This window comes from Massilia sp. HP4 (assembly GCF_005222695.1).
Taxonomy (GTDB): domain Bacteria; phylum Pseudomonadota; class Gammaproteobacteria; order Burkholderiales; family Burkholderiaceae_D; genus Telluria.
In genome coordinates this window covers 12,095-38,469 of record NZ_STGG01000055.1, presented here as the reverse complement: position 1 = coordinate 38,469, position 26,375 = coordinate 12,095, and the positions used below count along the sequence as shown (strand labels likewise).

11 protein-coding genes are annotated in these 26,375 nt (G+C 65.1%); 7 read left to right on the top strand and 4 right to left on the bottom strand.

Going from position 1 to position 26,375, the window contains the following annotated elements; all coding sequences use genetic code 11:
* Nucleotides 1–114 precede the first annotated feature (114 nt).
* The 3 genes from tkt to E8M83_RS20705 all read left to right on the top strand — a co-directional run bounded on the left by tkt (nt 115) and on the right by E8M83_RS20705 (nt 6,566).
* Entirely contained in the window at nt 115–2,112 is a 1,998-nt protein-coding gene (tkt, locus tag E8M83_RS20715; protein WP_137175249.1) for a transketolase, read from the top strand.
* 90 nt (nt 2,113–2,202) lie between these two features.
* Complete coding sequence (gene gap / locus E8M83_RS20710) at nt 2,203–3,216, top strand: type I glyceraldehyde-3-phosphate dehydrogenase (RefSeq protein WP_137175248.1); 1,014 nt, start codon at nt 2,203–2,205, stop codon at nt 3,214–3,216.
* Between the two features lie 464 nt (nt 3,217–3,680).
* The gene (locus tag E8M83_RS20705) at nt 3,681–6,566 is read left to right on the top strand and encodes a TonB-dependent siderophore receptor (RefSeq protein ID WP_137175247.1); all 2,886 of its coding nucleotides are present in this window, start codon (nt 3,681–3,683) and stop codon (nt 6,564–6,566) included.
* A 70-nt stretch (nt 6,567–6,636) separates the two neighbouring features.
* Here E8M83_RS20705 and map read toward each other — a convergent pair whose 3' ends face one another.
* The 4 genes from map to glnE form a co-directional block, all read right to left on the bottom strand.
* Nucleotides 6,637–7,404 (bottom strand): type I methionyl aminopeptidase, encoded by a 768-nt coding sequence (gene map / locus E8M83_RS20700; protein WP_137175246.1) that lies wholly within the window; start codon nt 7,402–7,404, stop codon nt 6,637–6,639.
* 151 nt (nt 7,405–7,555) lie between these two features.
* The gene (locus E8M83_RS20695; RefSeq protein WP_137175245.1) at nt 7,556–10,471 is read right to left on the bottom strand and encodes a TonB-dependent siderophore receptor; all 2,916 of its coding nucleotides are present in this window, start codon (nt 10,469–10,471) and stop codon (nt 7,556–7,558) included.
* Nucleotides 10,472–10,803: 332 nt separating this feature from the next.
* Nucleotides 10,804–13,677 (bottom strand): TonB-dependent siderophore receptor, encoded by a 2,874-nt coding sequence (locus tag E8M83_RS20690; protein WP_137175244.1) that lies wholly within the window; start codon nt 13,675–13,677, stop codon nt 10,804–10,806.
* A gap of 347 nt (nt 13,678–14,024) precedes the next feature.
* Entirely contained in the window at nt 14,025–16,742 is a 2,718-nt protein-coding gene (glnE, locus tag E8M83_RS20685; protein ID WP_137175243.1) for a bifunctional [glutamate--ammonia ligase]-adenylyl-L-tyrosine phosphorylase/[glutamate--ammonia-ligase] adenylyltransferase, read from the bottom strand.
* Nucleotides 16,743–16,958: 216 nt separating this feature from the next.
* Between glnE and E8M83_RS20680 the strand changes: the two genes are divergently transcribed.
* From E8M83_RS20680 to E8M83_RS20665, 4 genes are all read left to right on the top strand, one after another.
* Entirely contained in the window at nt 16,959–21,152 is a 4,194-nt protein-coding gene (locus E8M83_RS20680; RefSeq protein WP_137175242.1) for a YhdP family protein, read from the top strand.
* A 1-nt stretch (nt 21,153) separates the two neighbouring features.
* Nucleotides 21,154–21,951, top strand: coding sequence for a carbon-nitrogen hydrolase family protein (locus tag E8M83_RS20675; RefSeq protein WP_137175241.1), 798 nt, complete (start codon nt 21,154–21,156; stop codon nt 21,949–21,951).
* A 93-nt stretch (nt 21,952–22,044) separates the two neighbouring features.
* On the top strand, nt 22,045–23,505 hold the full coding sequence (gene tldD / locus E8M83_RS20670; RefSeq protein WP_137175240.1) for a metalloprotease TldD: 1,461 nt from the start codon (nt 22,045–22,047) through the stop codon (nt 23,503–23,505).
* A 175-nt stretch (nt 23,506–23,680) separates the two neighbouring features.
* Nucleotides 23,681–26,374, top strand: a complete 2,694-nt coding sequence (locus E8M83_RS20665) for a TonB-dependent siderophore receptor (protein WP_137175239.1) — start codon at nt 23,681–23,683, stop codon at nt 26,372–26,374.
* The last annotated feature ends 1 nt before the right edge of the window (nt 26,375 follow it).

Here is a 26,375-nt window from a genome sequence, read left to right as displayed (position 1 = left end):
GGGCTTGCGTTGAAGGAATAAACCTGCATTTTAAATCGGCAGCACCCCGGTCTGGTAGAATAACGGGCTACGGCCCGCAGGCCATCGCTTTCCAATCCCTGATCCACGATCTCCATGAAATCTACGCAAACCACCACCCTGATGGCCAACGCGATCCGCGCGCTGGCGATGGACGCTGTCCAGAAAGCCAACTCGGGCCACCCGGGCATGCCGATGGGCATGGCCGAGATTGCCGTTGCACTGTGGGACAAGCACTACCGCCACAACCCGGCCAATCCAGGCTGGATGAACCGCGACCGCTTCCTGCTCTCGAACGGCCACGGCTCGATGCTGCACTACGCGCTGCTGCACCTGGCCGGCTACGACCTGTCGATGGATGACCTGCGCGACTTCCGCCAGATGCACTCGAAGACCCCGGGCCACCCGGAAGTCGGCATCACCCCGGGCGTGGAGACCACCACCGGTCCGCTGGGCCAGGGCATCGCCAACTCGGTCGGCATGGCGCTGGCCGAATGGCTGCTGGGCAATGAATTCAACCGTCCGGGCTACGATGTGGTGGATCACTACACCTACGCCTTCCTGGGCGACGGCTGCCTGATGGAAGGCATCTCGCATGAGGTCGCGTCGCTGGCCGGCACCCTGCGCCTGAACAAGCTGATCTGGCTGTACGACGACAACGGCATCTCGATCGACGGCCGCGTCGAAGGCTGGTTCACTGATGATACTCAGCGTCGGTTTGAAGCCTATGGCTGGAACGTGATCCCGAAGGTCGACGGCCACAGCGTGGGCGATATCGATGCGGCCATCGAGAAAGCCAAGCAATCCGACCGTCCGACCCTGATCTGCTGCAAGACCATCATCGGCAAGGGCGCCCCGAACCTGGAGGGCGGCGACAAGGTCCACGGCGCCCCACTGGGCGATGCCGAGATCGCGGCCGTGCGCAAGCACCTGATCTGGGATCCGATCCCGTTCGACATCCCGGCCGACCTGTACGAAGCCTGGGCCGCGAAAGAGCGCGGCGCGCAAGCCGAAGGTGAATGGAACACCCTGTTCGACGCCTACCGCGGCGCCCACCCTGAGCTGGCCGCCGAACTCGAGCGCCGCATGAAGGGCGAGCTGCCAGGTAACTTCCAGCAGACGCTGGACGCGGCGATCGCCGCCTGCGTGGACAAGGCCGAGACCATCGCCACCCGCAAGGCCTCGCAGAACGCGATCCAGGCCCTGGCCCCGGCCTTGCCTGAATTCCTGGGCGGCTCGGCCGACCTGACCGGTTCGAACCTGACCAACTGGAAAGAATCGGTGCCGGTACGTTCGGGCATCGCCGGCAACCACATCAACTACGGCGTGCGCGAATTCGGCATGTCGGCGATCCAGAACGGCGTGGCGTTGCACGGTGGTTTCATTCCGTTCGGCGCGACCTTCCTGACTTTCTCGGACTACAGCCGCAATGCGCTGCGCATGGCGTCGCTCATGAAGATCCGCTCGATCTCGGTATTCACCCACGACTCGATCGGCTTGGGCGAAGACGGCCCGACCCACCAGTCGATCGAGCACGTCTCGTCGCTGCGCCTGATCCCTGGCCTGGACAACTGGCGCCCATGCGACACCGTCGAATCGGCGGTGGCATGGGGTGCGGCGGTGCAGCGCAAGGACGGTCCATCGACCCTGATCTTCTCGCGCCAGAACCTGCCGTTCATGGCACGTGAAGCGGCGCAAGTGAGCGACATCGCCAAGGGCGGCTATGTGCTGCGCGATACGGCGGACGCCAAGGTCATCCTGATCGCGACCGGTTCGGAAGTCGAACTGGCAGTCAAGGCGTTCGACGCGCTGGCAGGCGAGGGCATCGCCGCGCGCGTGGTCTCGATGCCGTCGACCGATGTGTTCGACCGCCAGGACGCGGGCTACAAGGCCAGCGTCCTCACCAAGGGCACGCCGCGCGTGGCCATCGAAGCCGGCGTGACTGCCTTCTGGTACAAGTACGTGGGCCTGGAAGGCGCCGTGGTCGGCATCGACACCTTCGGCGAATCGGCGCCGGCGCCGGTGCTGTTCAAGCACTTCGGCTTCACGGTCGAGAACGTCGTCGCGAAAGCGAAAGAAGTTATCGCAGCATAAGCATTCGCTGCATGCGGGCTGCTCCCCTGGGGGCGGCCCGTTTTACTATGTTCGTTACGAAAAAAGTTTTTTTCCAATCAGGAGCACAGCATGACGATCAAGGTTGCAATCAATGGTTATGGCCGTATCGGCCGCAATGTCCTGCGCGCCTTCTATGAAGGCGGCAAGAAGCAGGACATCGAGATCGTGGCGATCAACGACCTCGGCAACGCCGAGTCGAACGCCCACCTGACCCGCTACGACACCGCCCACGGCAAGTTCCCGGGCACCGTCACGGTCGAAGGTGACAATATGATCGTCAACGGCGACAAGATCCGCGTGTTCGCGCAGCGTAATCCGGCCGAGATCCCATGGGGCGAGCTCGGCGTTGACGTCGTGCTCGAGTGCACCGGCTTCTTCACCACCAAAGAAAAAGCCTCGGCCCACCTGAAGGGCGGCGCCAAGAAGGTCATCATCTCGGCCCCGGGCGGCAAGGACGTCGACGCGACCGTCGTGTTCGGCGTGAACCAGGACGTGCTCAAGGCCAGCGACACCGTCATTTCGAACGCATCGTGCACCACCAACTGCCTGGCCCCGCTGGTCAAGCCGCTGCATGACGCCATCGGCCTGGAAACCGGCCTGATGACCACCGTGCACGCCTACACCAACGACCAGGTGCTGACCGACGTGATGCACGAAGACCTGCGCCGCGCCCGCTCGGCCACCCAGTCGATGATCCCGACCAAGACCGGCGCCGCGGCCGCGGTCGGCCTGGTGCTGCCGGAACTGAACGGCAAGCTGGACGGCTTCGCGATCCGCGTGCCGACCATCAATGTGTCGATCGTCGATTTGTCGTTCATCGCCAAGCGCGACACGACCGTCGAAGAGATCAACGAGATCATGAAGAAGGCCGCGTCGGAAGGTCCGCTTGCCGGCATCCTGACCTACAACACCGATCCGCTGGTCTCGGTCGACTTCAACCACAACCCGGCATCGTCGAACTTCGACGCCACGCTGACCAAGGTCTCGGGCCGCCTGGTGAAAGTCACTTCGTGGTACGACAACGAGTGGGGCTTCTCGAACCGCATGCTCGACACCACCGTCGCGCTGATGAACGCCAAGTAATCCGCTTCATCGTGAAAGTAGCCCCGGACACCGTTACGGCCTCCGGGGCTTTTTCTTGGGCTCGCGTCCCGCATCACTCGACGCACAGTCAAGGTGCAACGATCGCCCGATATTGCTGCGCTGTCATTCTGGCGGAAAGGTGACACGGAATTGATATTTAACAAATGTGCATACTTGGAGCGTGATATGCACTGTTTTCGTGCGTACCAGTGGATTTCATTGTTTACCTATAATTGGTAATATCTATCGTCAGAGCGTGCTTATGTCGCATAAAGAATATGCAAATTCGGTTTTTGTTGAACAAAATATTTTGTTATTGATTTACAACAGAAGCATGTTGCACGGGTAATTTGTTACGAATCCAGTTTTCTTTCTGTCATCTCTCTGCGAGACTCACTCATGTATGTATCGATACATACGAGATGCAAGTCTAAAAATAATGACAACGCAGTGAGAGGAAAACAATGAAGCAGCCACTCTTGAAGTACAGCGTCATCGCCGTCACCGCGGCGCTTGCAGCAACGCCTTTCGCTTCGGCGCAGAATGCCGAGGCCGAAAGCGCGCAGACCGTGTATGTGACAGGTTCCAACCTGAAGCGCACCGACAAGGAAGGCACCCAGCCGATCCAGGTCATCACAGCGAAAGACATTCGCGAGACCGGTGCAGCCACGGTCACCGAACTGATCCGCCTGGTGCCGTCGATGGGCAGCGACGTCAACCTCGACACCAATGATGGCGGCTTCTCGCGCGGCGTCTCGAGCGCTTCGCTGCGCGGCCTGTCGTCGACCTCTACCCTGGTCCTGCTCAACGGCCGTCGCATGGCGCCGGCCGCCTATGCCGACCCGAACGACGGCAACTCCACCTTGTATGACCTGAACTCGATCCCGATCGCGGCGCTCGAGCGGGTCGAGATCCTGCGCGACGGCGCCTCGGCCGTGTACGGCTCGGACGCGATCGGCGGCGTCATCAACTTCATCACCCGCACCAACTACAACGGCGCCGAGATCTCGGCCCGTACCAGCGCCAACGACGATGGCAAGTTCAAGCGCAAGGGCGTGAACGTGGTCGCCGGCACCGGAGACCTGGACACCGACGGCTACAATGTGTTCTTCACGGCCGACCTGTCCGACCGCGATCGCGTGCTGCGCGAAGACGTCAAGGACATCGAGTTCGACCAATACCGCCGCCTGTCGAACCGCTACGCCACGCCGTATGGCAGCACGGTCTCGGGCGCGCCTGCCTTCTATCGCGAGACCGCGCCGAACTCGCGCCAGTTCACCGCCACCCAGGCCAATGCCGCCGAGCGCCTTCGTTTGAGCACCGACTGCGATCCGTCGCGCCAGCTGGTCGGTTCGACCGCCATGGGCCTGGCGGCCACCAGCGTCTTCATTGGCCGCACCTTCTGCAACTACGACACCAACCAGAACCTGGAAGGTACCGGCGAGGGCAAGGACGCCAGTTTCCTGACCCGTGGCATCGTCAAGCTGGGGCCGAACGTGCGGGCCTTTGCCGAAGCGACCTATGCCCGCACCGAACGCCAGTACACGGCCAATCCGATCACGATCGGCACCACGCCGGTGACCAACTTCACCGCCACCGGCGTCGCGCCGAGCTACCAGACCATCCTGCCGGCCGGCCATCCGGATAACCCGTTCCCTGGCGCGCGGGCTTCGGTTGCCTACCGCTTCGAGAACGCGCCGACCGGTACCGAGACCATCAACGAGCAGGGGCGCTTCCTGGCCGGCCTGCAGGGCACCCACTTCAACTGGGACTGGGAAGTCGGCATGCTGTACAACGAGGCGCGGCGCGAGGACACCTACCAGGGCCGCCTCTACCTGCCGGTGCTCAATACCTTGAACGCGGGCGCCACCCTGGCCCAGCTGTCAGCCAATCCGGACCTGTTCCGCAGCACCAGCAGCGACGACAAGTCGTCGATCACCCACTTCGACGTCAAGGCCAACACCACCTTCGGCCAGCTCGGCGGCGGCGCCATCGGCGTCGCGGTGGGCGCCGAAGCGCGCCGTGAGAAGCTCGTCATGGTGCCGGATGAGGCTTTGTCCTCGGGCCAGATCTATGGCCTGGCAAACACCATCATCGACGGCGAGCGCGACGTCAAGTCGGCTTTCATCGAGGTGCGTACGCCATTCCTGACCAACTTCGAAATGGACTTCGCCGGCCGCTGGGACAAGTATCCGGGCATCAAGACCAACTTCGTGCCGAAGGTCGGCGCCAAGTGGACCGCGACCAGCAGCCTGGCCTTCCGCGGCACCTATTCGGAAGGCTTCCGCGCGCCGGCCCTGTCGCAGGTGACGCCGGGCGGCGCCCAGTTCTTCCTGTCCGGCCTGTTCGATCCACGCCGCTGCGAAACCGACGAGGAAACGCCCAAGCCGAACGCCACCGAGGTGGACTGCAACAAGTCGGCATCGGGCACCGGTGGCGCCAACCCGAACCTGAGGCCCGAGGAGTCGAAGAGCTATACCTTCGGCATCCTGTTCTCGCCGACCCCGAACTTCGACATCGGTCTCGACTTCTACAAGATTCGCAAGGAAGGCGAAGTGGCCCTGGGTTCGGCGTTCGACGCGCTGCGCGACGAAGACACCAATCCCGACCTGGTCGTGCGCGACCAGAATCGGGACAATTTCGTGACCGACGCCAACGGCGTGCCGATCCCCGGCACCGGTCCGCTGCTGATGGTGCGCCAGCCATGGCTGAACAAGGGCTCGGTGGAAGTGCGCGGCGTCGACATCGACATGGCTTTCCGCAAGAACCTCGGCGAATGGGGCAACTTCAGCGCCAAGCTGACTTCGGCCTATATGCACTCGTACACCTTGCAGCAGGAACCGGGCGATGCCGAGCACAACCTGGTGGGCTACAACGCCGGCCTGCTCGACTGGAACCTGTCGAGCGGCATCGACCTGCCGCGCTGGAAGACCCAGGTATCGGCCTCGCTGACCAGGGGCAACCACGCCTTCAGCGCCAACATCAACTACACCGGTCCGGTGTCGCTGCTGCGCAAGTACGACAACGACACGACGTATGACCAGGCGTTCTGCCACTACCAGCCGGCAACCAGCCCGAGCATGCCGAGCGCCAGCATCGCGGTGCCAGGCTATCTCGGTGAGTTCCCGAACTGCAAGGTCAAGGAATGGGTGCGTTTCGGCGTCGGGTATACCTATACCGGCATCCGCAACCTGGCGCTGACCTTCAACGTCCAGAACCTGTTCGACAAGGCGGCCCCGTTCGATCCGCGCTACGGCGCCAACAACGGTGCACCGCTGGCCGGCTACAACGAGGGGCTGCATAATCCGTACGGCCGCTACTTCACGGCATCGGCGCGCTACAGCTTCTGATGGTCGGATGACGGTCGACGCCTGAAAAAGGAAACCCGGCCATGGCCGGGTTTCCTTTTAGCGACGCTACTTACTTCGCGTCCGGCCAGGGCGTGAGGATCTCGTAGCCGTTCTTCGTCACCACGATCATGTGTTCCCACTGCGCCGACAGCGAACCGTCGCGCGTCATCACGGTCCAGCCATCGTCGAGCTGGATCACGTCTTCCTCGCCAATATTGATCATCGGCTCGACCGTGAAGGTCATGCCTTCCTTGAGCAGCAGGCCGGTGTTCGGGCGGCCGTAGTGCAGCACCTGCGGCTCTTCGTGGTAGACGCGGCCGATGCCGTGGCCGCAATAGTCGCGCACCACCGAATAGCCGGCGCCTTCGGCCAGCTTCTGGATCGCGTGGCCGACGTCGCCCAGGCGCGCGCCGGGACGCACGGCGCGGATGCCGGCCATCATCGCCTCATAGGTCGTGTCGACCAGCTTCTTCGCTTCAGGACGCGGCGTGCCGGCGAAGTACATGCGGCTGGTGTCGCCGTGCCAGCCGTCCTTGATCACGGTGACATCGATGTTCACGATGTCGCCATCGGCCAGCACGTCCTTTTCGCTCGGAATGCCGTGGCACACCACGCCGTTGACCGAGGTGCACAGGGTCTTGGGAAAGCCGTGGTAGCCGACGTTGGCCGGCGTGGCCTTCTGCACCTTGCGGATGTAGTCGTGGCAGCGGCGGTCGAGTTCTTCGGTGGAGACGCCGGGGACGACGTATTCCTTGATCATTTCCAGGACTTCGGCGGCCAGGCGGCCGGCGACGCGCATCTTGGCGATGTCCTTGTCGTTCTTGAGTTTGATGGTCATACGGGGGGAGTGTGGCGCGCGCGGCGCAGGCAAACCGCCATGATACCGCGCCGGGCGGGCGAGGGTGGGCTCGCAAAGAAAAAATGCCCGTCCGGCAAGGCCGGACGGGCATGTTCAGGCGTTCAGGAGGGGGCCTTCCGGCCCCGTTCCATTAGAACGACTGGTTGTAACGCAGGTAGAAGAAGCGGTCCACCGGCATGTCCGCATCGATGGCCGAGGCCGAAGCCTGGGTGTTACGCACGATGCGTGGGCCATGGTCGAACAGGTTGTTGATACCGACCAGGATACGGCCATCCCACGAGGTCTTGTAGCCAACGCTCAGGTCGTGATAGATGTTCGAACCCAGCTTGTTGGCGCCGGTGCCCCAGGTTGCCTTGAAGTCAGGCATGTTGCACTCGACGCCGCCGGTCGCATCCCAGCAGGTGTCCTTGACGCCGCTGTAGTAACGCGAGCTCCAGGTGGCGCTCCAGTTGCCCAGTGCCCAGTCGATGCTGGTGTTCGACTTCACGCGGTTGTAGAAGTACTGGCCGGCGTAGTTATCCCACGATTCGGTCGAGCTGCTGCGGCTGCGGTACTTGTCCAGGTACGAGGTCTCGTTGCGGATGCTGAACTGGCCGTAGGCAGTACGTGGCAGGCGGTACGAGATCGACATGTCCAGACCTTCGGTCTCGACTTCGCCCAGGTTGGCATTGCCGCGCGACAGGGTGGTGATCTGGCCGGTAGCCGAGTCACGACGCAGCTGCGAGCAGAAGTCCGACACGCCCTGGATGTAGCACTGGTCGACCAGGTACTGGGCCGAGATGCCGGTGATCTGGTTCTCGACCTGGATGTTGTACCAGTCGAAGCCGATGCTGAAACCAGGCAGGTACGCCGGGCTGTACACGAAGCCGAGGGTTTTGGTGGTCGCGGTTTCCGGGGTCAGGAAGCCATTGCCGGCGCCCGACAGGAAGGCCACCAGGCTCTGGTCGCCGCTGCTGCTGCTGACTGCCGCGCCCGACTGGACCAGCTGGCGATAGCTCGCGCTGGTGCCGTCGGCGACGCAACGTGCCAGGACGGTTGGGTTACGCGACGCGTCGCCGAAGCGGGTGTCGCATGGATCCAGGAAGGTGTCGAACGACTGCGAGCCGCCACCGAAGGTGTCGCCCAGGGTCGGTGCGCGGAAGCCTTCAGCCCAGGTACCGCGGGTCAGCAGGTCCTTGTGCGGCTTGTACATGAAGCTGATCTTGCTGTTGTTCGTCACGCCGAAGTTGCTGTAGTCGGAGTGGCGGGTCGCCAGGTTGAAGCTCAGCAGTTCTGCGAACGGCTGGTTCTTCAGCACAGGGACGTTCAGCTCGGCGTAGGCTTCACGCACGGTGTAGCGGCCTTCGGTCGGGTTGCCGGCCAGGTTGGTCGAGTAGCCCGATTGCTCGAACTGGCCTGGCAGCTCGTAGCCCTTGACTTCACGGTGTTCGATACCGACCGCAACGCCGACGGCGCCTGCAGGCAGCTGGAACAGTTCGCCGGCGAGGTCGGCGGTGGCGCTGTTGATGGTCGAACCGTAGGTCGCCTGGCCGGTCGCGTTGATGTAGGCCAGCGCTTCCGGGGTCGAGGCCGATGGGCCGCCCAGGATGTTGAACGGCACGCATTCGGCCAGGCCGATCGGTGCATCCGGGGTGCCGCACTGGACGGCGCCCGAGGCATTCATGAACGACGGGCCCAGGGCGCGCTTCAGGTTCAGCAGGTTGATGTTGCCGCGGTCCAGTTCTGCACCGTTAACCTTGTTGTGGTTGTAGCCGACGCTCCAGTTCCACGCCAGGTCACGGATGGCGAAGTCGCCTTCCAGGGTCGCATCGATGTGCAGGGTCTGGTTCTTGTTCTCGGTGCTACGTGGCAGCTCGATGGTGCGGCGTGCGAAGTACAGGTCCTGGCCCAGGCCGGCGCCGGCAACCGAGTTACCGTATGGGTTGAAGTAGCTGCCCGCATCGATGTAGACCGGGAAATCTGGCTGCGAGACCGACGTCAGCGGGTAGCCGGCGATCTGGCGGTTCGATTCACGCTGCGAGTACATCGCGGTGGTCTTGAAGCGGATGTCCTTCGGCAACTGCACTTCGCCCTTGACGAACAGGGTGTCCAACTTGAACGGAATGATCAGGTTCATGTCCTGAGTCGAGTTGTACTTGTCGTCGTGGTTCGCGTTCGAGAACGGGTGGTAGTTGGCTGGATTGCGCGAATCCGCGCCGACGCCACGGCCATCCCAGGTGCCGGTGTGGTTGATCACCTGGTTGAAGCCACCCTTGGTCGGGTCGGTCAGCTGGCCGCCGGTGACCGGGTCGACCGGAGTGATGCGGCCCCATGGGCCAGCGCCCAGGCCGGCGGTCGGGTAGTTCGGACCGTCGGAGGTGCGGGTGATGGCGCGGCTCGACGGCCACACTGCGCCCTGCTCGGTGTGCGACAGGCCGAACATCAGCGAGGCTTTTTCGTCGCCGGCGCCGTAGCTCAGCGAGAAGTCCTTGTTCTTGCCGTCGTTCTTCTCATTCTGGCCCGAGTAGATCGACAGTTGGCCACCCTGCATGTTCTTCTTCAGGATGATGTTGACCACGCCGGCGATCGCGTCCGAGCCGTAGATCGACGAGGCGCCGTCTTTCAGCACTTCCAGGCGTTCGATCATCGCTGCAGGGATGGTCGACAGGTCGGTGTAGCCGTCAACGGTCTGGGTCCAGCGCTTGCCGTCCACCAGGACCAGCAGGCGGTTCGAGCCCAGGTTGCGCAGGCTGACGTACTGGCCACCGACTTCGGCGTTCGACACCAGCGAGGCGCCCTTGCTGAAGTCAGGCGCGCCGACCGACGACAGGTTGTTCAGGATGTCGCCGACGGTCACCAGACCGGTGCGCTGGATCTGTTCCTGGTTCACGACCTGGACAGGTTGAGCGGTTTCCAGGTCGACTTGGCGGATACGGGAACCGGTCACTTCGACGCGCTGCAGGTTTTGCTGCTGCGAAGTTTCCTGTGCGACCGCTGCGGTCATGCCGAGGGTCATACCGCCGAGGCAGATCGCGCGGACCGACCGGGACAAGAGTGTTTCCATCATGTTGCAAACTCCTAGGGTGAAAACGCGGCGGCACCATGGGAAGGGCACTGCCACCGAAAATGTCGCGAAGCGACTCGCTGAAAAACGCCAACTAATTGGTTAAACGACTTTTCAAGTCAGCAATAAAAACATTCGCGGCACTTCACTGTCAACGTTAAAACGTCTGTATGACAAATGTGTTGCGGAAATGTGTATTTACTGATTGCTAATTTGACAAGTTATTGACTGCCAAGTCAATTATTGATCTAAATTTGGCAAGACGAAAAAAAACCCACCCGGCTTGCGTCGGATGGGTCTTTCGAGCAATTAAATTGCTTGAAACCTGAAGCTTGTTAGAACGCCTGGTTGTAGCGGACGTAGAAGAAGCGGTCGATCGGCAGTTCTGGCGACACCGACGACGACGACGAGTTGCCGCCGGTCGCCGAACCGGCGCTGTAGTTGATCTCAGGTTTCTTGTCGAACAGGTTGTTCGCGCCGAACAGGACCTTCGCGTTCCATGGCAGGGTGTAGCCGACCGACAGGTCGCCGAACCACATCTCGCCGTGGCGGTTGTAGCCGGTGCCCCAGCTCGCCGAGGCGGTCGGATCCGAGCAGTAGATGTTCTGGGTCGCCGAGTAGCAACGGTTCTTCTGGCTGCTGAAGAAGCGGGCGGTCAGGGTGGCGCTCCAGTTGCCCATGCTCCAGTCGAGCGAGGTGTTCGACTTCACGCGGAAGATGTCGTATTCGCCGGCGTATTCGATCCAGTCGGTATCGAGCGTCGATTGCTGCTTGTACGAATCCGTGTAGGTCGACTCGCTGCGGATGCTGAACTGGCCGAAGCGGGTACGTGGCAGGCGGTAGTTGATCGCCACGTCGACGCCTTCGGTCTCGATCTTGCCGCGGTTGGTGTTGCCGATCTGCAGGTCGACCACCTGGCCGCTGGCGTCACGCTTGATCAGCGAGCAGAAGTTCTGCACGCTGTTGAGGTAGCACTCTTCCAGGGTGTCGGTCGCCGAGACGCCGGTGATCAGGTTTTCGATCCGGATATTGAACCAGTCCACCGAGACCGAGAAGCCAGGCACGCTCGAGGGGCTGATGACCAGGCCCAGGGTGCGGGTCTTGGCCGATTCCGGCTCCAGGAAGGCATTGCCGGCGCCTGTCGTGAACGGGAATGGCGTCTGGGCGCCCGTCGCGCCGACATTGGCGCCGGTCTGGTTCTTCTGGCGGAAGCCGGCAGGCACGCCGTCGGCTGCGCAGCGGGACGCGACGGCCGGGTTGCGGGCAGCTTCGCCGTGCAGGCTGTCGCACACGTCCAGGTAGCTGGCAAAGGTCTGCGAGCCGCCGCCGAAGGTGTCGCCCAGGGTTGGCGAACGGAAGCCTTCCGCATAGGTACCGCGGGTCAGCACGTCGCGGATCGGTTTCCACATGAAGCTGAACTTGCTGTTGGTGGTCGAACCGAAGTTCGAGTAGTCCGAGTAGCGGGTTGCCGCATTCAGGCTCAGCAGCTCAGCGAACGGCACGCCTTTGAGCAGCGGCACGTTCGCTTCCAGGTAGGCTTCGCGCACGCTGTAGCGGCCATAGGTGGCGTTGCCGGCCAGGCTGGACGAATAGCCCGACTGCTCGAACTGGCCTGGCAGGTCGTCGCCGCGCACTTCGCGGTGTTCGATACCGGCGGCGACGCCGACGGCGCCGGCCGGCAGCTGGAACAGTTCGCCGGTGATGTCGGCGGTGGCGCTGTTGACGACCGAGCTGTAGGTCGCCTGGGCAGTCGACATCACGTAGTTCAGCGCTGCCTGGGTCGAGGCCGATGGGCCGCCCAGGATGTTGAACGGCACGCACTCGGCCAGGCCGATCGGCGCTGCCGCGGTGCCGCACTGCACCTGGCCCGAAGCGTTCATGAACGATGGACCGAGCGCGCGTTTCAGGTTCAGCAGGTTCAGGTCGCCGTAGCCCAGCACGGCGCCATCGACCTTGCTGTGGTTATAGCCGACGCTCCAGTTCCATGGGTTGGTGCCGATGGCGAATTCGCCTTCAAGCACGGCGTCGATGTGCAGGGTGCGGTTGTTGTTCTCGGTCACGCGCGGCACGTCGATGGTGCGGCGGTAGAAGAACAGGTCCTGGCCGTTGCCGGCGCCGGCCACCGAATTGCCGTACGGGTTGTAGTAGCTGTCCTTGTCGACGTAGACCGGGTACTTGGCCTGCGAGGTCGAGCTCAGCGGATAACCGGCGACCGAACGCGACGACTTGCGGTCGGCATACATCGCGGTGGTCTTGAAGTTCATATTCCACGGCAACGCCACTTCGCCCTTGACGAAGATCGAGGTCAACTTGCTCGGCGTCAGGAAGTGCATCTGGCTCGTCGAGTTGAACAGGTCGTCCACGGCATTGGTGAACGGATGGTAGTTGGCCGGGTTGCGCGAATCCGCGCCGACGCCGTCGCCCAGCGGGCCGCCGGTGTGGTTCAGGACCTGGTCGAAGCCGGTGGCTGCGCCGGTCGGGCTGACCTGGCGGATACGGCCCCATGGACCGGTGCCCAGGCCGGCGGTCGGACGGTCGGGACCGTTGGTGGTCGCGGTGATGTCGCGGGTCTTGGCCCAGACCGGACCCTGGTCGGTGTGGGTCAGGCCGAACAGCAGCGAAGCCTTGTCGTCGCCGGCGCCGTAGGAGATCGAGTAGTCCTTGGTCTTGCCGTCGTTCTTTTCGTTCTGGCCGTGGTAGACGCTGGCCTGGCCGCCCTGCATGGTTTTCTTCAGGATGATGTTGACCACGCCCGAGATCGCGTCCGAGCCATAGATCGACGAGGCGCCGTCCTTCAGGATCTCGACGCGTTCGATCAGTGCCGACGGAATGGTCGACATGTCGGTATAGCCGTTGACCGACTGGCTCCAGCGCTTGCCGTCGACCAGCACCAGCAGGCGCTGCGAGCCGAGGTTGCGCATGTCGAGGAACTGGCCGCCCTGTTCGCGGCCTGCGCCCAGCGCGGTGCCCTTGCTGAACGCCGGGACGCCCGCCGAGGACATGCTGTTGATGATGTCACCGACGGTGACCAGGCCGCTCTTCTGGATCTGTTCCTGGCTCATCACCTGCACCGGCTGTGCGGTCTCGAGGTCGACTTGACGAATGCGGGAACCGGTCACCTCGACGCGCTGCAGTGCTTCCTGCGCAACGGCAGTCAGTGTAGGCAGCGCGAGCGCGACGGCCAATGCGATCTTCGTTCGTTGTTGCATGTGCTCTCCATCCTGCGTTCCACGGGTGTGAAACGGCTTTTTATGATTAATAGGTGCAACCCGTGCGCATGCGGACGCCCGTGGATAACGGGTGTTCCGTCGTGCATACACATTTATATAAAACCATTCCATGTTGATGAGTGTCAACGCGCTGGAGGGCGGTTTTTGCGCCAAAAACAACAGTTATCAAAAAGAAATTAAATGACCAAAAAGTCAGCAGTAAGTACGTGCTTTTCGGGTGCAGAAACGGGTGCTAGCGCATGGCATATGCACGTGGGATGTGCATGCGCACCAGGGTGGTGCGCATGGCATGAGGGCAGGGGAATTGGAGGAATTCGCGGTGCGATTCAGCCGCCGAAGCAGGCCTGCCACAGCGCTTGCACGCTGCCGGGATGGGCGCCGACCAGGCCCGGTTCGACCCGGGTCTTGTCATGGCCCTGCAGCCGCACGCTGTGCTGCAGCTTGCGCATGGCGCGATAGGCGTCGGCGACCAGCGCCGCAAGGCCGGCGTCGATCAGGCCCAGCTCGCCACAGCGGCGCAGCAAGGCGATATTGCCGGCGTTCGCGGTCAGTTGCGGATACGCGGCGGCGTGGCGCAGCACCAGGTATTGCACGATGAACTCGATGTCGATCATGCCGCCCAGGTCGTGCTTGAGGTCGAACTGCTCGCCGCGGTTGACGTTGGCGTCGCGCATGCGCTGGCGCATGTTCACTACCTCTTCCCGCAGCCGGTCCTGTTGCGCGCTGCGGTCCTTGCGCAGCACCTGTTCGCGGATCGCCTCGAAGCGCGCGCCGATGACCGCGTCCCCGGCGCAGAAGCGGGCGCGCGTCAAGGCCTGGTGTTCCCACAGCCAGGCCGCGTCGTTCTGGTAGCGCTCGAAGGCGGCGACCGACGACACCAGCATGCCGCTGGCGCCGTCCGGGCGCAGGGCGATGTCGACGTCGAACAGGATGCCGGCCGCGGTATGGGCCGTCATCCAGGTGATGAAGCGCTGGGCCAGGCGCGCATACAGGGGCGGGGCGTCCTGGTCTTCGTCCTCGTATAAAAAGATGACGTCGAGGTCCGACACATAGCCCAGCTCCTTGCCGCCCAGCTTGCCGTAGGCGATGACGGCGAAGCGCGGCTCCTCGCGGTGGCGGCCGTTGACCGCGCGCCAGGCATGCCTGACCACGGCGCCCACGATCATGTCGGCCAGGGCCGACAGGTGGTCGGCCAGGTGCTCCACCGACAGTTCGCCGGCCAGGTCCAGCGCCAGCAGGCGGAACAGTTGCGCATGATGGGCTTCGCGCAGGATATCGAGCTGGCGCTCGGTGTCGCCGGCCGCTTCGCTCAAGTGCTCGTCGAGCAGCGCGGCCAGCTGCACCAGGTCGCCGGCGCCGGCGTTGCGGTCGTCCAGCAGCTCGTCGAGCAGGATCGGGTGCTGGGTGAGGAAGGTGGCGGCCCAGCCGCTGGCATTGATCATCCGGATCACGCGCTCGAGCGTGTGCGGGTATTCGGTCAACAACGACAGGTAGGCCGAGCGGCGCGCGATCGCCTCAAACAGGTCGAGCAGGCGGCCCAGGGTGGCGGCGTGGCTGCCGATCCCCGCTTCGCCCACCACGGTGGCGACCTGGGGCAGGGCGGCGTCCACCAGCGCCAGCAGCCGCGCTCGGCTGGCGTCGGGCAGGCTGGCCAGGCGCGGCCCCTGCAAGGTGGCGGCCAGGCGGCTGCCCGCGGTGCGGGCGTCGTCGAAGCCGAGCGCGGCCAGGCGGCCGGCGAGCGCGTCCACATTGTCCAGCTCGTCGGCCAGCGTGGGGGCGTCCGGATCGTCGTCGGGCTTTTCCTTGTCGGCGAAGATGGCGTCGAACTGCTGGGCCACGTAGCTGCGGTGTGCATCCAGCGCATCGAGCAGCGTGGCTTCGTCGGCATACCCCATCATGCGCGCCACCACCTGCCGGTCATCCTCGCCCACGGGCAGGGTATGGGTCTGGGCGTCTTCCAGGTATTGCACCCGGTGCTCGAGATTGCGCAGGAAGGTATATGCCTGCAGCAGGCGCTCGACCGTCTCGGCCGGCAGCAATTCGCGCTCGGCCAGCAGCCCCAGGGTCTTGCGGGTCGAGCGCTCGCGCAGCGCCGGATCGCGCCCGCCCCGGATCAGCTGGAACACCTGGGCCAGGAACTCGATCTCGCGGATGCCGCCGCGCCCCAGCTTGACGTTGTGGCTGCGCTCGGGATGCAGGCGCTCCTGGCGTTTGACTTCGGCGCGGATCTGGGCGTGCATATTGCGGATCGCGTCGATCACGCCGAAGTCGAGGTAGCGCCGAAACACGAAGGGCCGCACGATGGCGTCCAGCGCGGCGATGTCTTCCGGGTCGCCGGTGACGGCGCGCGCCTTGACCCAGGCATAGCGTTCCCATTCGCGGCCCTGGACGATCAGGTATTCCTCGACCATGCCCAGGCTGGCCGCCAGCGGGCCCGACTTGCCGTTGGGCCGCAGCGCCATGTCGACCCGGAACGTGAAGCCATCTTCGATCACCTCGGACAGGGCGGCGTTCAGGCGCCGCCCCAGGCGCACGAAGAACTCATGGTTCGACAACTGCCGCTGGCCGGGGCCGGCGGCGGTCTCGCCGTCTTCAGGGTACACGAAGATCAGGTCGATATCCGACGACACATTCAGTTCGCCGCCACCCTGCTTGCCCATGGCCAGCACTATCAGCTGCTGGGGCCGGCCGGATTCCTCGCCGGTCGGCATGCCGTGGCTGGCCACCAGCTCGTCGGTCAGGCGGGTGGCATGGGCCTGGATCGCGAAGTCGGCGAAGGCCGTCATGGCCGTCACCACTTCGTCGAGGTCGGCCTGGCCGCCCAGGTCGCGCGCCACGATGGCCGAGACCAGCAGATTGCGCACGCGGCGCATCGCGCGTTCGAGCGGCAAGCCCTTGTCCAGTTCGCGTTCCAATAGCGCGCGGAAATCGGCGCCGCCCAGCGATAATGATGACAATTCGGCCAACTGGAAGGCCCGCTCCGGCGCGGCATCGAGCCAGCGCTGGACGAAGCGCGAAGCGCAGGCAGGGGAGGTGGAGGTCATCGTCGATCCTGGTAGAAGGGGGCGTTTTAAGGTCCAGTTCATTTGCGATGCGGTAGAATGGCCCGCTTCATGGACATGGCCACGATGCGGACCATGCTCCGGCCATCGATGCTTGCTGGGTGTGCACCGATGGTAAGGTAGACGCCGCAACTGTTGCAAGCGACCTGTTTTATTCAAGAGTTAAATTTACGGCGAGCCTTTGTTATTAGCACCTTGATGCACAACCCGGATCCGCAGGAGGCCGCTGCGGCCTCGCCGCTCGCCGCGCGCTGGCGGCGGCTGCGTTCGGCCTATCGGGTCGCCAACCTGGCCTCGCACCACGTGCTGGGCTTCACCATCAAGCTGGTGCTGCTGGTGTATTTTTCGCTCGCCGTGCTGGCCCTGGTGCTGCGCTACGCCATCCTCCCGAATATCGACCTGTATAAAAGCGACATCGAGCGCGTGGCCGGCAATGCCCTGGGCAGCCGGGTCACGATCGCGCGCCTGGCCGCGTCCTGGCACGGCATGCGGCCGGCGCTGTCGCTGGCCGAGGTGCGCCTGCACGACCGCGACGGGCGCGAAGTGCTGGCGCTGCCGCAGGTCGAGGCGACCCTGGGCTGGTGGAGCGTGGCCGCCTTCGAGCCGCGCTTCGCCTCGCTCGAGATCAAGGGGCCGCGGCTAGCCGTGCGCCGCGGGCTCGACGGCGTGATCGAGGTCGCCGGCATCCGCCTCGACCCCAACAAGGCCGGGGGCGGCGGCGCCGACTGGCTGCTGCGCCAGCGCGAGATCGTGATCCGCGACGGCCGGGTCGACTGGCGCGACGAACTACGCGGCACGCCGCCGCTGGCGCTCGAGGGCGTGACCCTGGCGCTGCTCAACCGCTGGGGCGCCCACCACTTCGCCCTGCAGGCCACGCCGCCGCGCGCCCTGGGCAGCCCGATCGACGTGCGCGCCCAGTTCCGCCACCGCTTCGGCGAGCGGCCGTCCGACGTGCTGCGCTGGAAGGGCGAGCTGTATGCCGACCTGCGCGACGTCGACCTCGGCGCCTGGAAGCGGTTCGTCGATTATCCGATCCAGCTCGAGCGCGGCCGCGGCTCGCTGCGTGCCTGGGTCAGCTTCGACCAGGCGCGCCTGGCCGGCTTCACGGCCGACCTGGCGCTGGCGAATGTGAACGCGCGCCTGGGCAAGGGCATTGCGCCACTGCAACTGGCGCGCGTCACCGGCCGCCTGTCGGCACGCGAGGAATTGCTGCCGGACGGAGCCAACGGCAAGCCGACTTTCGGCGCCCACGGCCATACGATCCGGCTCGACAATTTTGCGGTCGTGGCGCGCGACGGCCGCGCGCTGCCGCCGGCCACGCTCGAAGAAACCTGGCGCCCCGCGAAAGGTGGCCAGCCCGAGCGCGGCGCCTTGCGCGCGCGCCAGCTCGACATCGGCGCGCTGGCGGCGCTGGCCCAATACCTGCCGATCACGCCGGTGCAGCGCCAGCTGCTGGCCGACTATGCGCCGCGCGGCTTGCTGCAGGATGTCAGCGCCGAGTGGGATGGGCGCTATCCGAACGTGAGCGGCTGGCGCGTGCGCGGCGACGTCGCCGACCTGGCGCTGAACCCGGTCGCCGCGCGCCCGGCGCGGGCCGCGCAGGGCGGCATCCCGGCATTGCCGGCGCGGCCCGGCACGCCCGGCTTCGAGCGCCTGAGCGGCCACATCGACGGGAACGAACGCGGCGGCAAGGTGGCGCTCGATTCGAAGGGGCTGGCGCTGTTCATGCCGGCCTGGTTTGCCGAGCCGCGCATGCCTTTCGACCAGCTGGCGCTCAAGGCGAACTGGACATTCGAGCCGGGCAAGCAATTGCAGGTCGAGGTCGACGAGTTGACCTTTCGCCAGGGCGATTTCACGGGCGAGATAGCGGGCCGCCACGTGCTGCCGCTCACCCCCGGCCACGGACCGGGCACGGCCGATTTCACCGGCAGCCTGGACGGCTTCGCGATCGACCAGATCGGCCGCTACCTGCCGCTGGCCACCCCGCTCAGCCTGCACGACTGGCTGGTCGGCGCGCTGCAGGGCGGCCGCCTGCGCGATGCCAGCCTGCGCCTGCGGGGCGACCTGGCCCAGTTCCCCTTCCATGCGAACAACGCGGCCGAGCGCGCACGCGGCGAATTCAAGGTGGCCGGGCGGCTGGAAAACGCGCGCCTCGAGTACGCTCCCGGCCACCGCCATCCGGACGGCACGCCGCTGTGGCCGCTGGCCGAGGCGATCGAGGGCCGCATCGAGTTCGATCGCGCGCGCATGGAAATCAACGGCAAGACCCTGCGCACCCTGGGCGTGGCGCTGTCGAACGTGAAGGCGGTGATCCCCGACCTGGCGGCCCACGAGCGCATGATGCTGGAGATCGACGGCAACGGCGCCGGACCATTGCAGGAATTCCTGCGCTATGTGTCGGCCACCCCGGTGCTGGAGTGGATCGGCCACTTCACCGAGGACACGCGCGGCAGCGGCAACGCCAGGCTGGGCCTCAAGCTGCGCATGCCGCTGTCGCACCTGCACGACACCAAGGTACAGGGCAGCCTGCAACTGCAGAACAACGATGTCAGCCTGTTCCCCGAGCTGCCGACCTTGCAGGCGGCCCAGGGCCGGATCGACTTCCACGACCATGGCTTCGGCCTGGAAGGGATCAAGGCCAATTTCCTGGGCGAGCCGGTCACGGTGGCCGGCGGCACCCAGCGCGACGGCAGCACCCGGGTGCTGCTGGACGGCGTGCTGTCGGCCGAGGGCATGCGCCGCACCGCGCCGGCGCCGGCGCTGGGGCGCCTGGCCGAGCGCCTGTCGGGCAGCGCCCACTACACCGGCACGATCACGGTGCGCGAAGGCCGGCGTACCATTGCTGTCAGCTCTACTTTGGCGGGCCTCGGCGTCGAGTTACCGCATCCGCTCAACAAGGTGGCCGAGGCCAGCCTGCCGCTCGACTTCGTGCTGGAAGGCGCGCCGACCATGGCCGGCCTGGGGCGCGACGAGATCCGCGTCGGCGTCGGCCCGAACCTGGCGGCGCGCTACCTGCGCGAGAAGCAGGGCAGGGGCCCGTGGCGGGTGACCCAGGGCGGGATCGGCGTCAATGTGCCGGCGCCGCTGCCCGACGAAGGCATGATGGTCCACGTCGACTCGAAGGTGCTCAATATCGACCAGTGGCTGGCGGCCGGCCGCGCGATTGCCGGCAGCGGCGAGGACGGCGCAGCGCCCGCCGCCATGCCGACCTCGGGTGGCATGACCGGCCCGGCGCCGGCGGCCAGTGCCGGGGCCGACTTCACCCAGTACATCCTGCCGACCGTGCTGGCCGGACGCATCAGCGAGCTCACGATCGGCGAGCGGCGCGTGGCCGATGTGGTGGTCGGGGCCACCCACTTGCGCGACACCTGGCAGGCCAACCTGCATTCACGCCAGGCCAGCGGCTACCTCACCTGGGCCGAGACCCGCAGTGGGCTGGGCAAGGTCACGGCGCGCCTGGCCTCGCTCACGATTCCCGAGTCGGCCGAGGCCGAGGTCAAGGACTTGCTGGAGTCGAACAAGGGCGCCACCGCCACCATCCCCTCGCTCGATATCGTGGCCGAGCAGTTCGAGCTGTTCGACAAGCGCCTCGGCCGGCTGGAGCTGCGCGCCAGCAATGTGCGCGCGCTGGCCGGCCGCGAATGGCGCATCGACCGCATCGCCCTGAGCAATCCGGACGGCCAGTTGAAAGCCAATGGCCGCTGGCTGACCAAGGACGGCAAGAGCAATACCAGCCTGAACTTCGCGCTCGACATCGATGACGCCGGCAAGTTGCTGGACCGGGTGGGCTTCCCCGGCACGATCGGCCGCGGCAAGGGCACCCTGGCGGGGGACCTGTCCTGGGCCGGCCTGCCGTATGCGATGGACATCCCGAGCCTGTCGGGCCAGATCGAGATGAACGTGGAGTCGGGCCAGTTCCTCAAGCAGGATCCGGGTGCGGCCAAGCTGCTGGGCGTGCTCAGCCTGCAAGCGCTGCCGCGCCTGCTCAAGCTGGATTTCCACGATGTGTTCTCGGAAGGACTGGCCTTCGACGGCATCAGCGCCAACGCCATGATCCAGCGCGGGGTGGTGCGCACCGATAATCTTAAAATGCATGGGGTGGCGGCCACCGTCCTGATGGACGGCAGCGCCGACATCGCCAATGAATCGACCAATCTGCGGGTGGTGGTGATCCCCGAATTCAACCTCGGCACCGGGCCGCTGGTGTATGGCCTGGCGGTCAATCCGGTGATCGGCCTCGGGGGCTACCTGGCCCAGCTGTTCTTGCGCGCGCCGGTGATGAAGGCGCTGACCTATGAGATGCAGGTGACGGGGCCTTGGAAAGCGCCGGTGATTACCAAGATCGATAACCCGGCGGCAGCCGCCGCCAGCCAGCCAGCAAAGAAGGAGTGATATGACGACCGTAGCCGCGATCCAGATGGTTTCTTCTCCAGACGTCAGCGCGAACCTGGCCACCGTGCGCCGCCTGGTGGCCGAGGCCGCCGGCCGCGGCGCCACGCTGGTGGCCTTGCCCGAGTATTGGCCGATCATGGGCATGAGCGACGCCGACAAGGTCGCGCATGCCGAGGCGCCGGGCAGCGGCCCGATCCAGGATTGCATGGCGCAGCTGGCGCGCGAGCACGGCATCTGGCTGGTCGGCGGCACCCTGCCGATGGTCTCGCCAGAGGCCGGCAAGGTGCTCAACACCACCCTGGTCTACGACCCGCAGGGCGAGTCCATGAGCCGTTACGACAAGATCCACCTGTTCGGCTTCAACAAGGGCACCGAGTCGTACGACGAGGCGCGTACCATCGTGCCGGGCGAGACCGTCGGCGTGTTCGATGCGCCGTTCGGCCGGGTCGGCCTGTCGGTGTGCTACGACCTGCGTTTCCCCGAGCTGTACCGCGCGATGGGCGAGTGCGCCCTGATCGTCGTGCCGGCCGCCTTCACCCACACCACCGGCCGCGCGCACTGGGAAGTGCTGCTGCGCGCCCGCGCGATCGAGAACCAGTGCTATGTGCTGGCCGCGGCCCAGGGCGGCACCCACGCCAACGGCCGCCGCACCTATGGCCACAGCATGCTGGTCGACCCCTGGGGCGAGGTCAAGGCGGTATTGCCCGAAGGCGAGGGCGTGATCAGTGGCGAGCTCGACCCGGCTTACCTGGCCGGGGTGCGCGAAAGCCTGCCGGCCTTGCGCCACCGCAAGATGTAATTGCTGCGTTGCCCGGGCGCGTCCACTACGCGCCCGGTATGAAAGAACTGGATATGGCACAATGAGCTATCCCAGAAAATACCGAACGCAACCATGACTCCATTCGAACCGAACCTTTCCTCCATCGCCGTCGCCCGCGACGTGCTGTTGACGCCATTCGGCCTCGACGAGGGCAAGCTGCTGCGCGCGCTGGGGACGATGTTTACGCACAAGGTCGACTATGCCGACCTGTACTTCCAGTTCACCAAGAGCGAGGGCTGGAGCCTGGAAGAAGGCATCGTCAAGACCGGCAGCTTCTCGATCGACCAGGGCGTCGGCGTGCGCGCCATCTCGGGCGACAAGACGGCATTTGCGTATTCCGACGAGATTTCCGAACAGGCCCTGCTGGATGCCGCCTCGGCCACGCGCACCATCGCGCGCGCCGGCGCCGGCCGCATCAAGGTGGCTGGCAGCACGTTGCCGACCGGCGGCCGCTCGCTCTACTTGCCCAACGACCCGCTGGCCTCGCTCGATGCGACCGCGAAAGTGAAACTGCTCGAGCGTGTGGAAAAGATGGCGCGCGCAAAGGATCCGCGCGTGGTGCAGGTGATGGCTGGCCTGGCCGGCGAATACGATGTGGTGCTGGTGGTGCGCAGCGACGGCGTGCTGGCGGCCGACATCCGCCCGCTGGTGCGCGTGTCGGTGACCGTGATCGCCGAGCAGAACGGCCGGCGCGAAGTCGGCTCGTCCGGCGGCGGCGGGCGCTACGATTATGGCTACTTCAGCGACGAGGTGCTCGACCGCTACGCCACCGAGGCCGTGAAATCGGCCTGCGTCAACCTGGAAGCGCGTCCGGCCCCGGCCGGTCCGATGACCATCGTGCTGGGACCGGGCTGGCCTGGCGTGCTCCTGCATGAGGCGGTCGGCCACGGGCTAGAAGGCGACTTCAACCGCAAGGGCTCGTCCTCGTATGCCGGCATGATCGGCCAGCGCGTGGCGGCCAAGGGCGTGACCGTGGTCGATGACGGCACCCTGCAAGACCGCCGCGGCTCGCTGAACATGGACGACGAGGGCAACCCGACCCAGTGCACGACCCTGATCGAGGACGGCATCCTGAAAGGCTATATCCAGGACACGATGAATGCGCGCCTGATGAAGATGCCGATCACCGGCAATGCACGCCGTGAATCGTTCGCCCACCTGCCGATGCCGCGCATGACCAACACCTATATGCTGGGTGGCGACAAGGACCCGCAAGAGATCCTGGCCTCGGTCAAGAACGGCATCTATGCGGCCAATTTCGGCGGCGGCCAGGTCGACATCACCAACGGCAAGTTCGTGTTCTCGGCCAGCGAGGCGTATATGATCGAGGACGGCAAGATCACCTATCCGGTGAAGGGCGCGACCCTGATCGGCAACGGCCCGGACGTGATGAACCGCATCTCCATGATCGGCAACGATATGCGCCTGGATTCGGGCGTGGGCGTGTGCGGCAAGGAAGGCCAGAGCGTGCCGGTGGGCGTGGGCCAGCCGACGCTGCGCATCGATGGGGTGACGGTGGGCGGGACGGCCTGACCAGTTCTACTTGTTCCTGATCCCGACGCCCGGCCACTGCGCCGGGCGTTGTCGTTTTCGGCTGCGTTAACGGGGCTTGCGTCAAACATTATTATTATAAAGTTGCTCAGAATAATTCGTTTGTACTGCGACAGGGGCTTGTTAGAGTTCGCTTCCCAAGAAAAACAAGCCAATCATGAAACATACCTACCTTTTGGCCGCCGCCTTCGGCGCGCCGCTGCTGGCCCAGGCCCAGACCACGTCGATCCCCGCCGACACGCAGGCCCCCGCCGCCGCCGCCCCCGCATCCGTCGTCGTCACCGGCTCGCGCATCGCGCGTACCTCGCTCGAAGGCCCATCGGCCGTCACCGTGATCACCGGCGACGAGATCACGAAACAGGGCTACAAGAATGTGTTCGACGCGCTCAACAACCAGGTGCAGAACAGCGGTTTCGTGCAGGGCGCCGACTTCGGCAATACCTTCACGCCGTCGGCCAACACGATCAGCCTGCGCGGCCTGGGTCCGAACCACACGCTGATCCTGCTCAACGGCCGGCGCCTGGCCGACTTCCCGATCGCCTATGAAGGCACGGTCAACTTCACCAACCTGGCGAATATTCCATCATCGATCGTGGAACGCATCGAGATCCTGTCCGGCGGCGCCTCGGCGATTTATGGCTCGGACGCGATCGCCGGCGTGGTCAACATCATCCTCAAGAAGAAGGCCGAGGGCATCGACGTCAATGTGAAACTGGGCGGCACCAGCCGCGGCGGCGGATCGGAACGGCGTGTGCAGGTCACCGGCGGCAAGCAGTTCGACCGCCTGAGCACGGTGTTCGCGCTCGAGTACTCCGAGCGCAATCCGATCGGCGCCTACCAGCGCGACTTCATGGCCGAACGTTCGGGCGCGCCGACCAATATGCTGTCGCGGCGCGATGCGACCGTGGGCCGCTACATCGATCCGGGCGCGACCTGCTCGCAACTGGGCGACCTGTTCGGCGGCAGCGTCGTCAACTATGCCTCGCGCACCGGCAACTACTGCGCCAGCAACAAGGTCAGCCCGACCTACTGGTCGGTGCAGACGCAGAACCAGAGCAAGAACGCCTTCGGCAGCGCCACCTATGAGCTCGACGAAAACACGACACTGTTCGCGGACGTCCTGCTGGGCCGCAACAACACCGTCAACAACACGCGCGGCCCATCGTGGACGTCCAGCTCGCTGAACAACGGCTACTTCCTGAACCAGAACACCGGCCACTACGAAACCTGGACCCGTTATATATCGCCGGAAGAGATGGGCGGCCTGTCGCGCTACAACCGCTTTTGGGAAGATGGCGCGGTCGCCGCCTCGCTCGGCGCACGCGGCATCGTGCCGGGCACCAGCTGGAAATGGGAAGCCGGCTACAGCGCCTCGTGGTATGAGAGCAAGGGCAAGACCCCGCGCGCACTGTCGACTATCGACAGCTTCTTCCTCGGCCCACGCCTGGGGTCGGATGCGAGCGGCGTCGCCATCTACGCACCCGATGCGGCGCGCCTGGCGACCCGCGTGAATCCGGACGAGTTCGGCGGCATTACCGGCTATGCCGAAAGCGACGACGAATCCTGGACCCATACGGTGTCGGCCAGCGCCAATGGCGAAGTGCTGCAACTGCCTGCCGGCCCGCTGCAACTGGCGGCGGTGGCCGAGGCCGGCCGCCAGGGCTTTACCAACGCGCCGGACGCGCGCATCAACCAGGGGTATTTCAACCTGGCGCCGAACACCGCCGTCACGGCCGGCACCCGCAACCGCTACGCGTTCGGGGCTGAAGCGAACATCCCGCTGCACAAGATCTTGACGGCGACTTTGGCCGGCCGCTACGACCGCTACGAATTCGCCGAGCGCGACAGCGGCAAGTTCACCTATGCCGGCGGCCTGGAATTGCGGCCGACGCGCGAGGTGCTGGTGCGCGCCAACTATGCGACCAGTTTCCGCGCGCCGGACATGAACTACATCTACAAGGCGCGCGGCACCGGCTATTACTCGTCGACCACCGACCATTATCGCTGCGGCGCCACCGGCCAGCCGCTGGCCAGCTGCGAATTCGCCAACTACTCGCCGGGCGCCGACTACGTGCAGTACGGAAGCACCGACCTGAAGCCGGAGCAGGGCAAGTCGTATGGCGCCGGCATCGTCTGGTCGCCGAGCACCAACTTCGATGCCTCGGTCGATTACTGGGACATCAAGATCGACGACCTGGTGACCAATCTGTCGGCCGACCAGCTGCTGCGCGACGAAGCGGCTTGCCGCCTGGGCTCGCTGGACATCGGTTCGTCGCTGTGCGCCGACACGCTCTCGCGCATCACGCGCTATGCGGCGAACTCTCCGGTGCGTCCGGGCGAAATCCGCGAGATCCGCGTCAACCCGATCAATGCGGCCCAGGAGTCGAGCAGCGGCATCGATGTCAGCGCGCGCTATGCACTGCGTACGGCAAGCTACGGCACCTTCACCCTGCGTGGAAACTACTCGAAAACCCTGACCCGCCGCTCCAGGCAGTTTGCCGGCGACACGGTGCGCGACGAACTCAATTCGCTCACCAGCTCGGACTGGCCGGACAAGCTGGCGGCCAGCCTGAACTGGAACCAGGGCGCGTGGTCGTCGACCCTGTTCGCGACCCGCTACGGCAAGATCCCGAACTCGGCCCAGACCGACTACCTGACGCCGACCACGCTGGTCAATGCGAGCGTCGTGTACCGCTTCAACGATCGCCTGACCTTGTCGGCCATCGTGAACAATGCCTTCGATCGGATCAAGCACGATACGACCGGCGGCTGGCCGAACTACGCGGTGGGCAGCTATAGCCCGGCCGGGCGCACCGGGTACGTGGAGCTCAACTACCACTTCGGCGGTTGAC

Coding starts and splice junctions, on each gene's coding strand:
- map (WP_137175246.1), bottom strand. CDS start 7,404: ATGACCATCAAACTCAAGAACGACAAGGACATCGCCAAGATGCGCGTC.
- E8M83_RS20680 (WP_137175242.1), top strand. CDS start 16,959: ATGCACAACCCGGATCCGCAGGAGGCCGCTGCGGCCTCGCCGCTCGCC.
- gap (WP_137175248.1), top strand. CDS start 2,203: ATGACGATCAAGGTTGCAATCAATGGTTATGGCCGTATCGGCCGCAAT.
- E8M83_RS20675 (WP_137175241.1), top strand. CDS start 21,154: ATGACGACCGTAGCCGCGATCCAGATGGTTTCTTCTCCAGACGTCAGC.
- tldD (WP_137175240.1), top strand. CDS start 22,045: ATGACTCCATTCGAACCGAACCTTTCCTCCATCGCCGTCGCCCGCGAC.
- glnE (WP_137175243.1), bottom strand. CDS start 16,742: ATGACCTCCACCTCCCCTGCCTGCGCTTCGCGCTTCGTCCAGCGCTGG.
- E8M83_RS20665 (WP_137175239.1), top strand. CDS start 23,681: ATGAAACATACCTACCTTTTGGCCGCCGCCTTCGGCGCGCCGCTGCTG.
- tkt (WP_137175249.1), top strand. CDS start 115: ATGAAATCTACGCAAACCACCACCCTGATGGCCAACGCGATCCGCGCG.
- E8M83_RS20705 (WP_137175247.1), top strand. CDS start 3,681: ATGAAGCAGCCACTCTTGAAGTACAGCGTCATCGCCGTCACCGCGGCG.
- E8M83_RS20695 (WP_137175245.1), bottom strand. CDS start 10,471: ATGATGGAAACACTCTTGTCCCGGTCGGTCCGCGCGATCTGCCTCGGC.
- E8M83_RS20690 (WP_137175244.1), bottom strand. CDS start 13,677: ATGCAACAACGAACGAAGATCGCATTGGCCGTCGCGCTCGCGCTGCCT.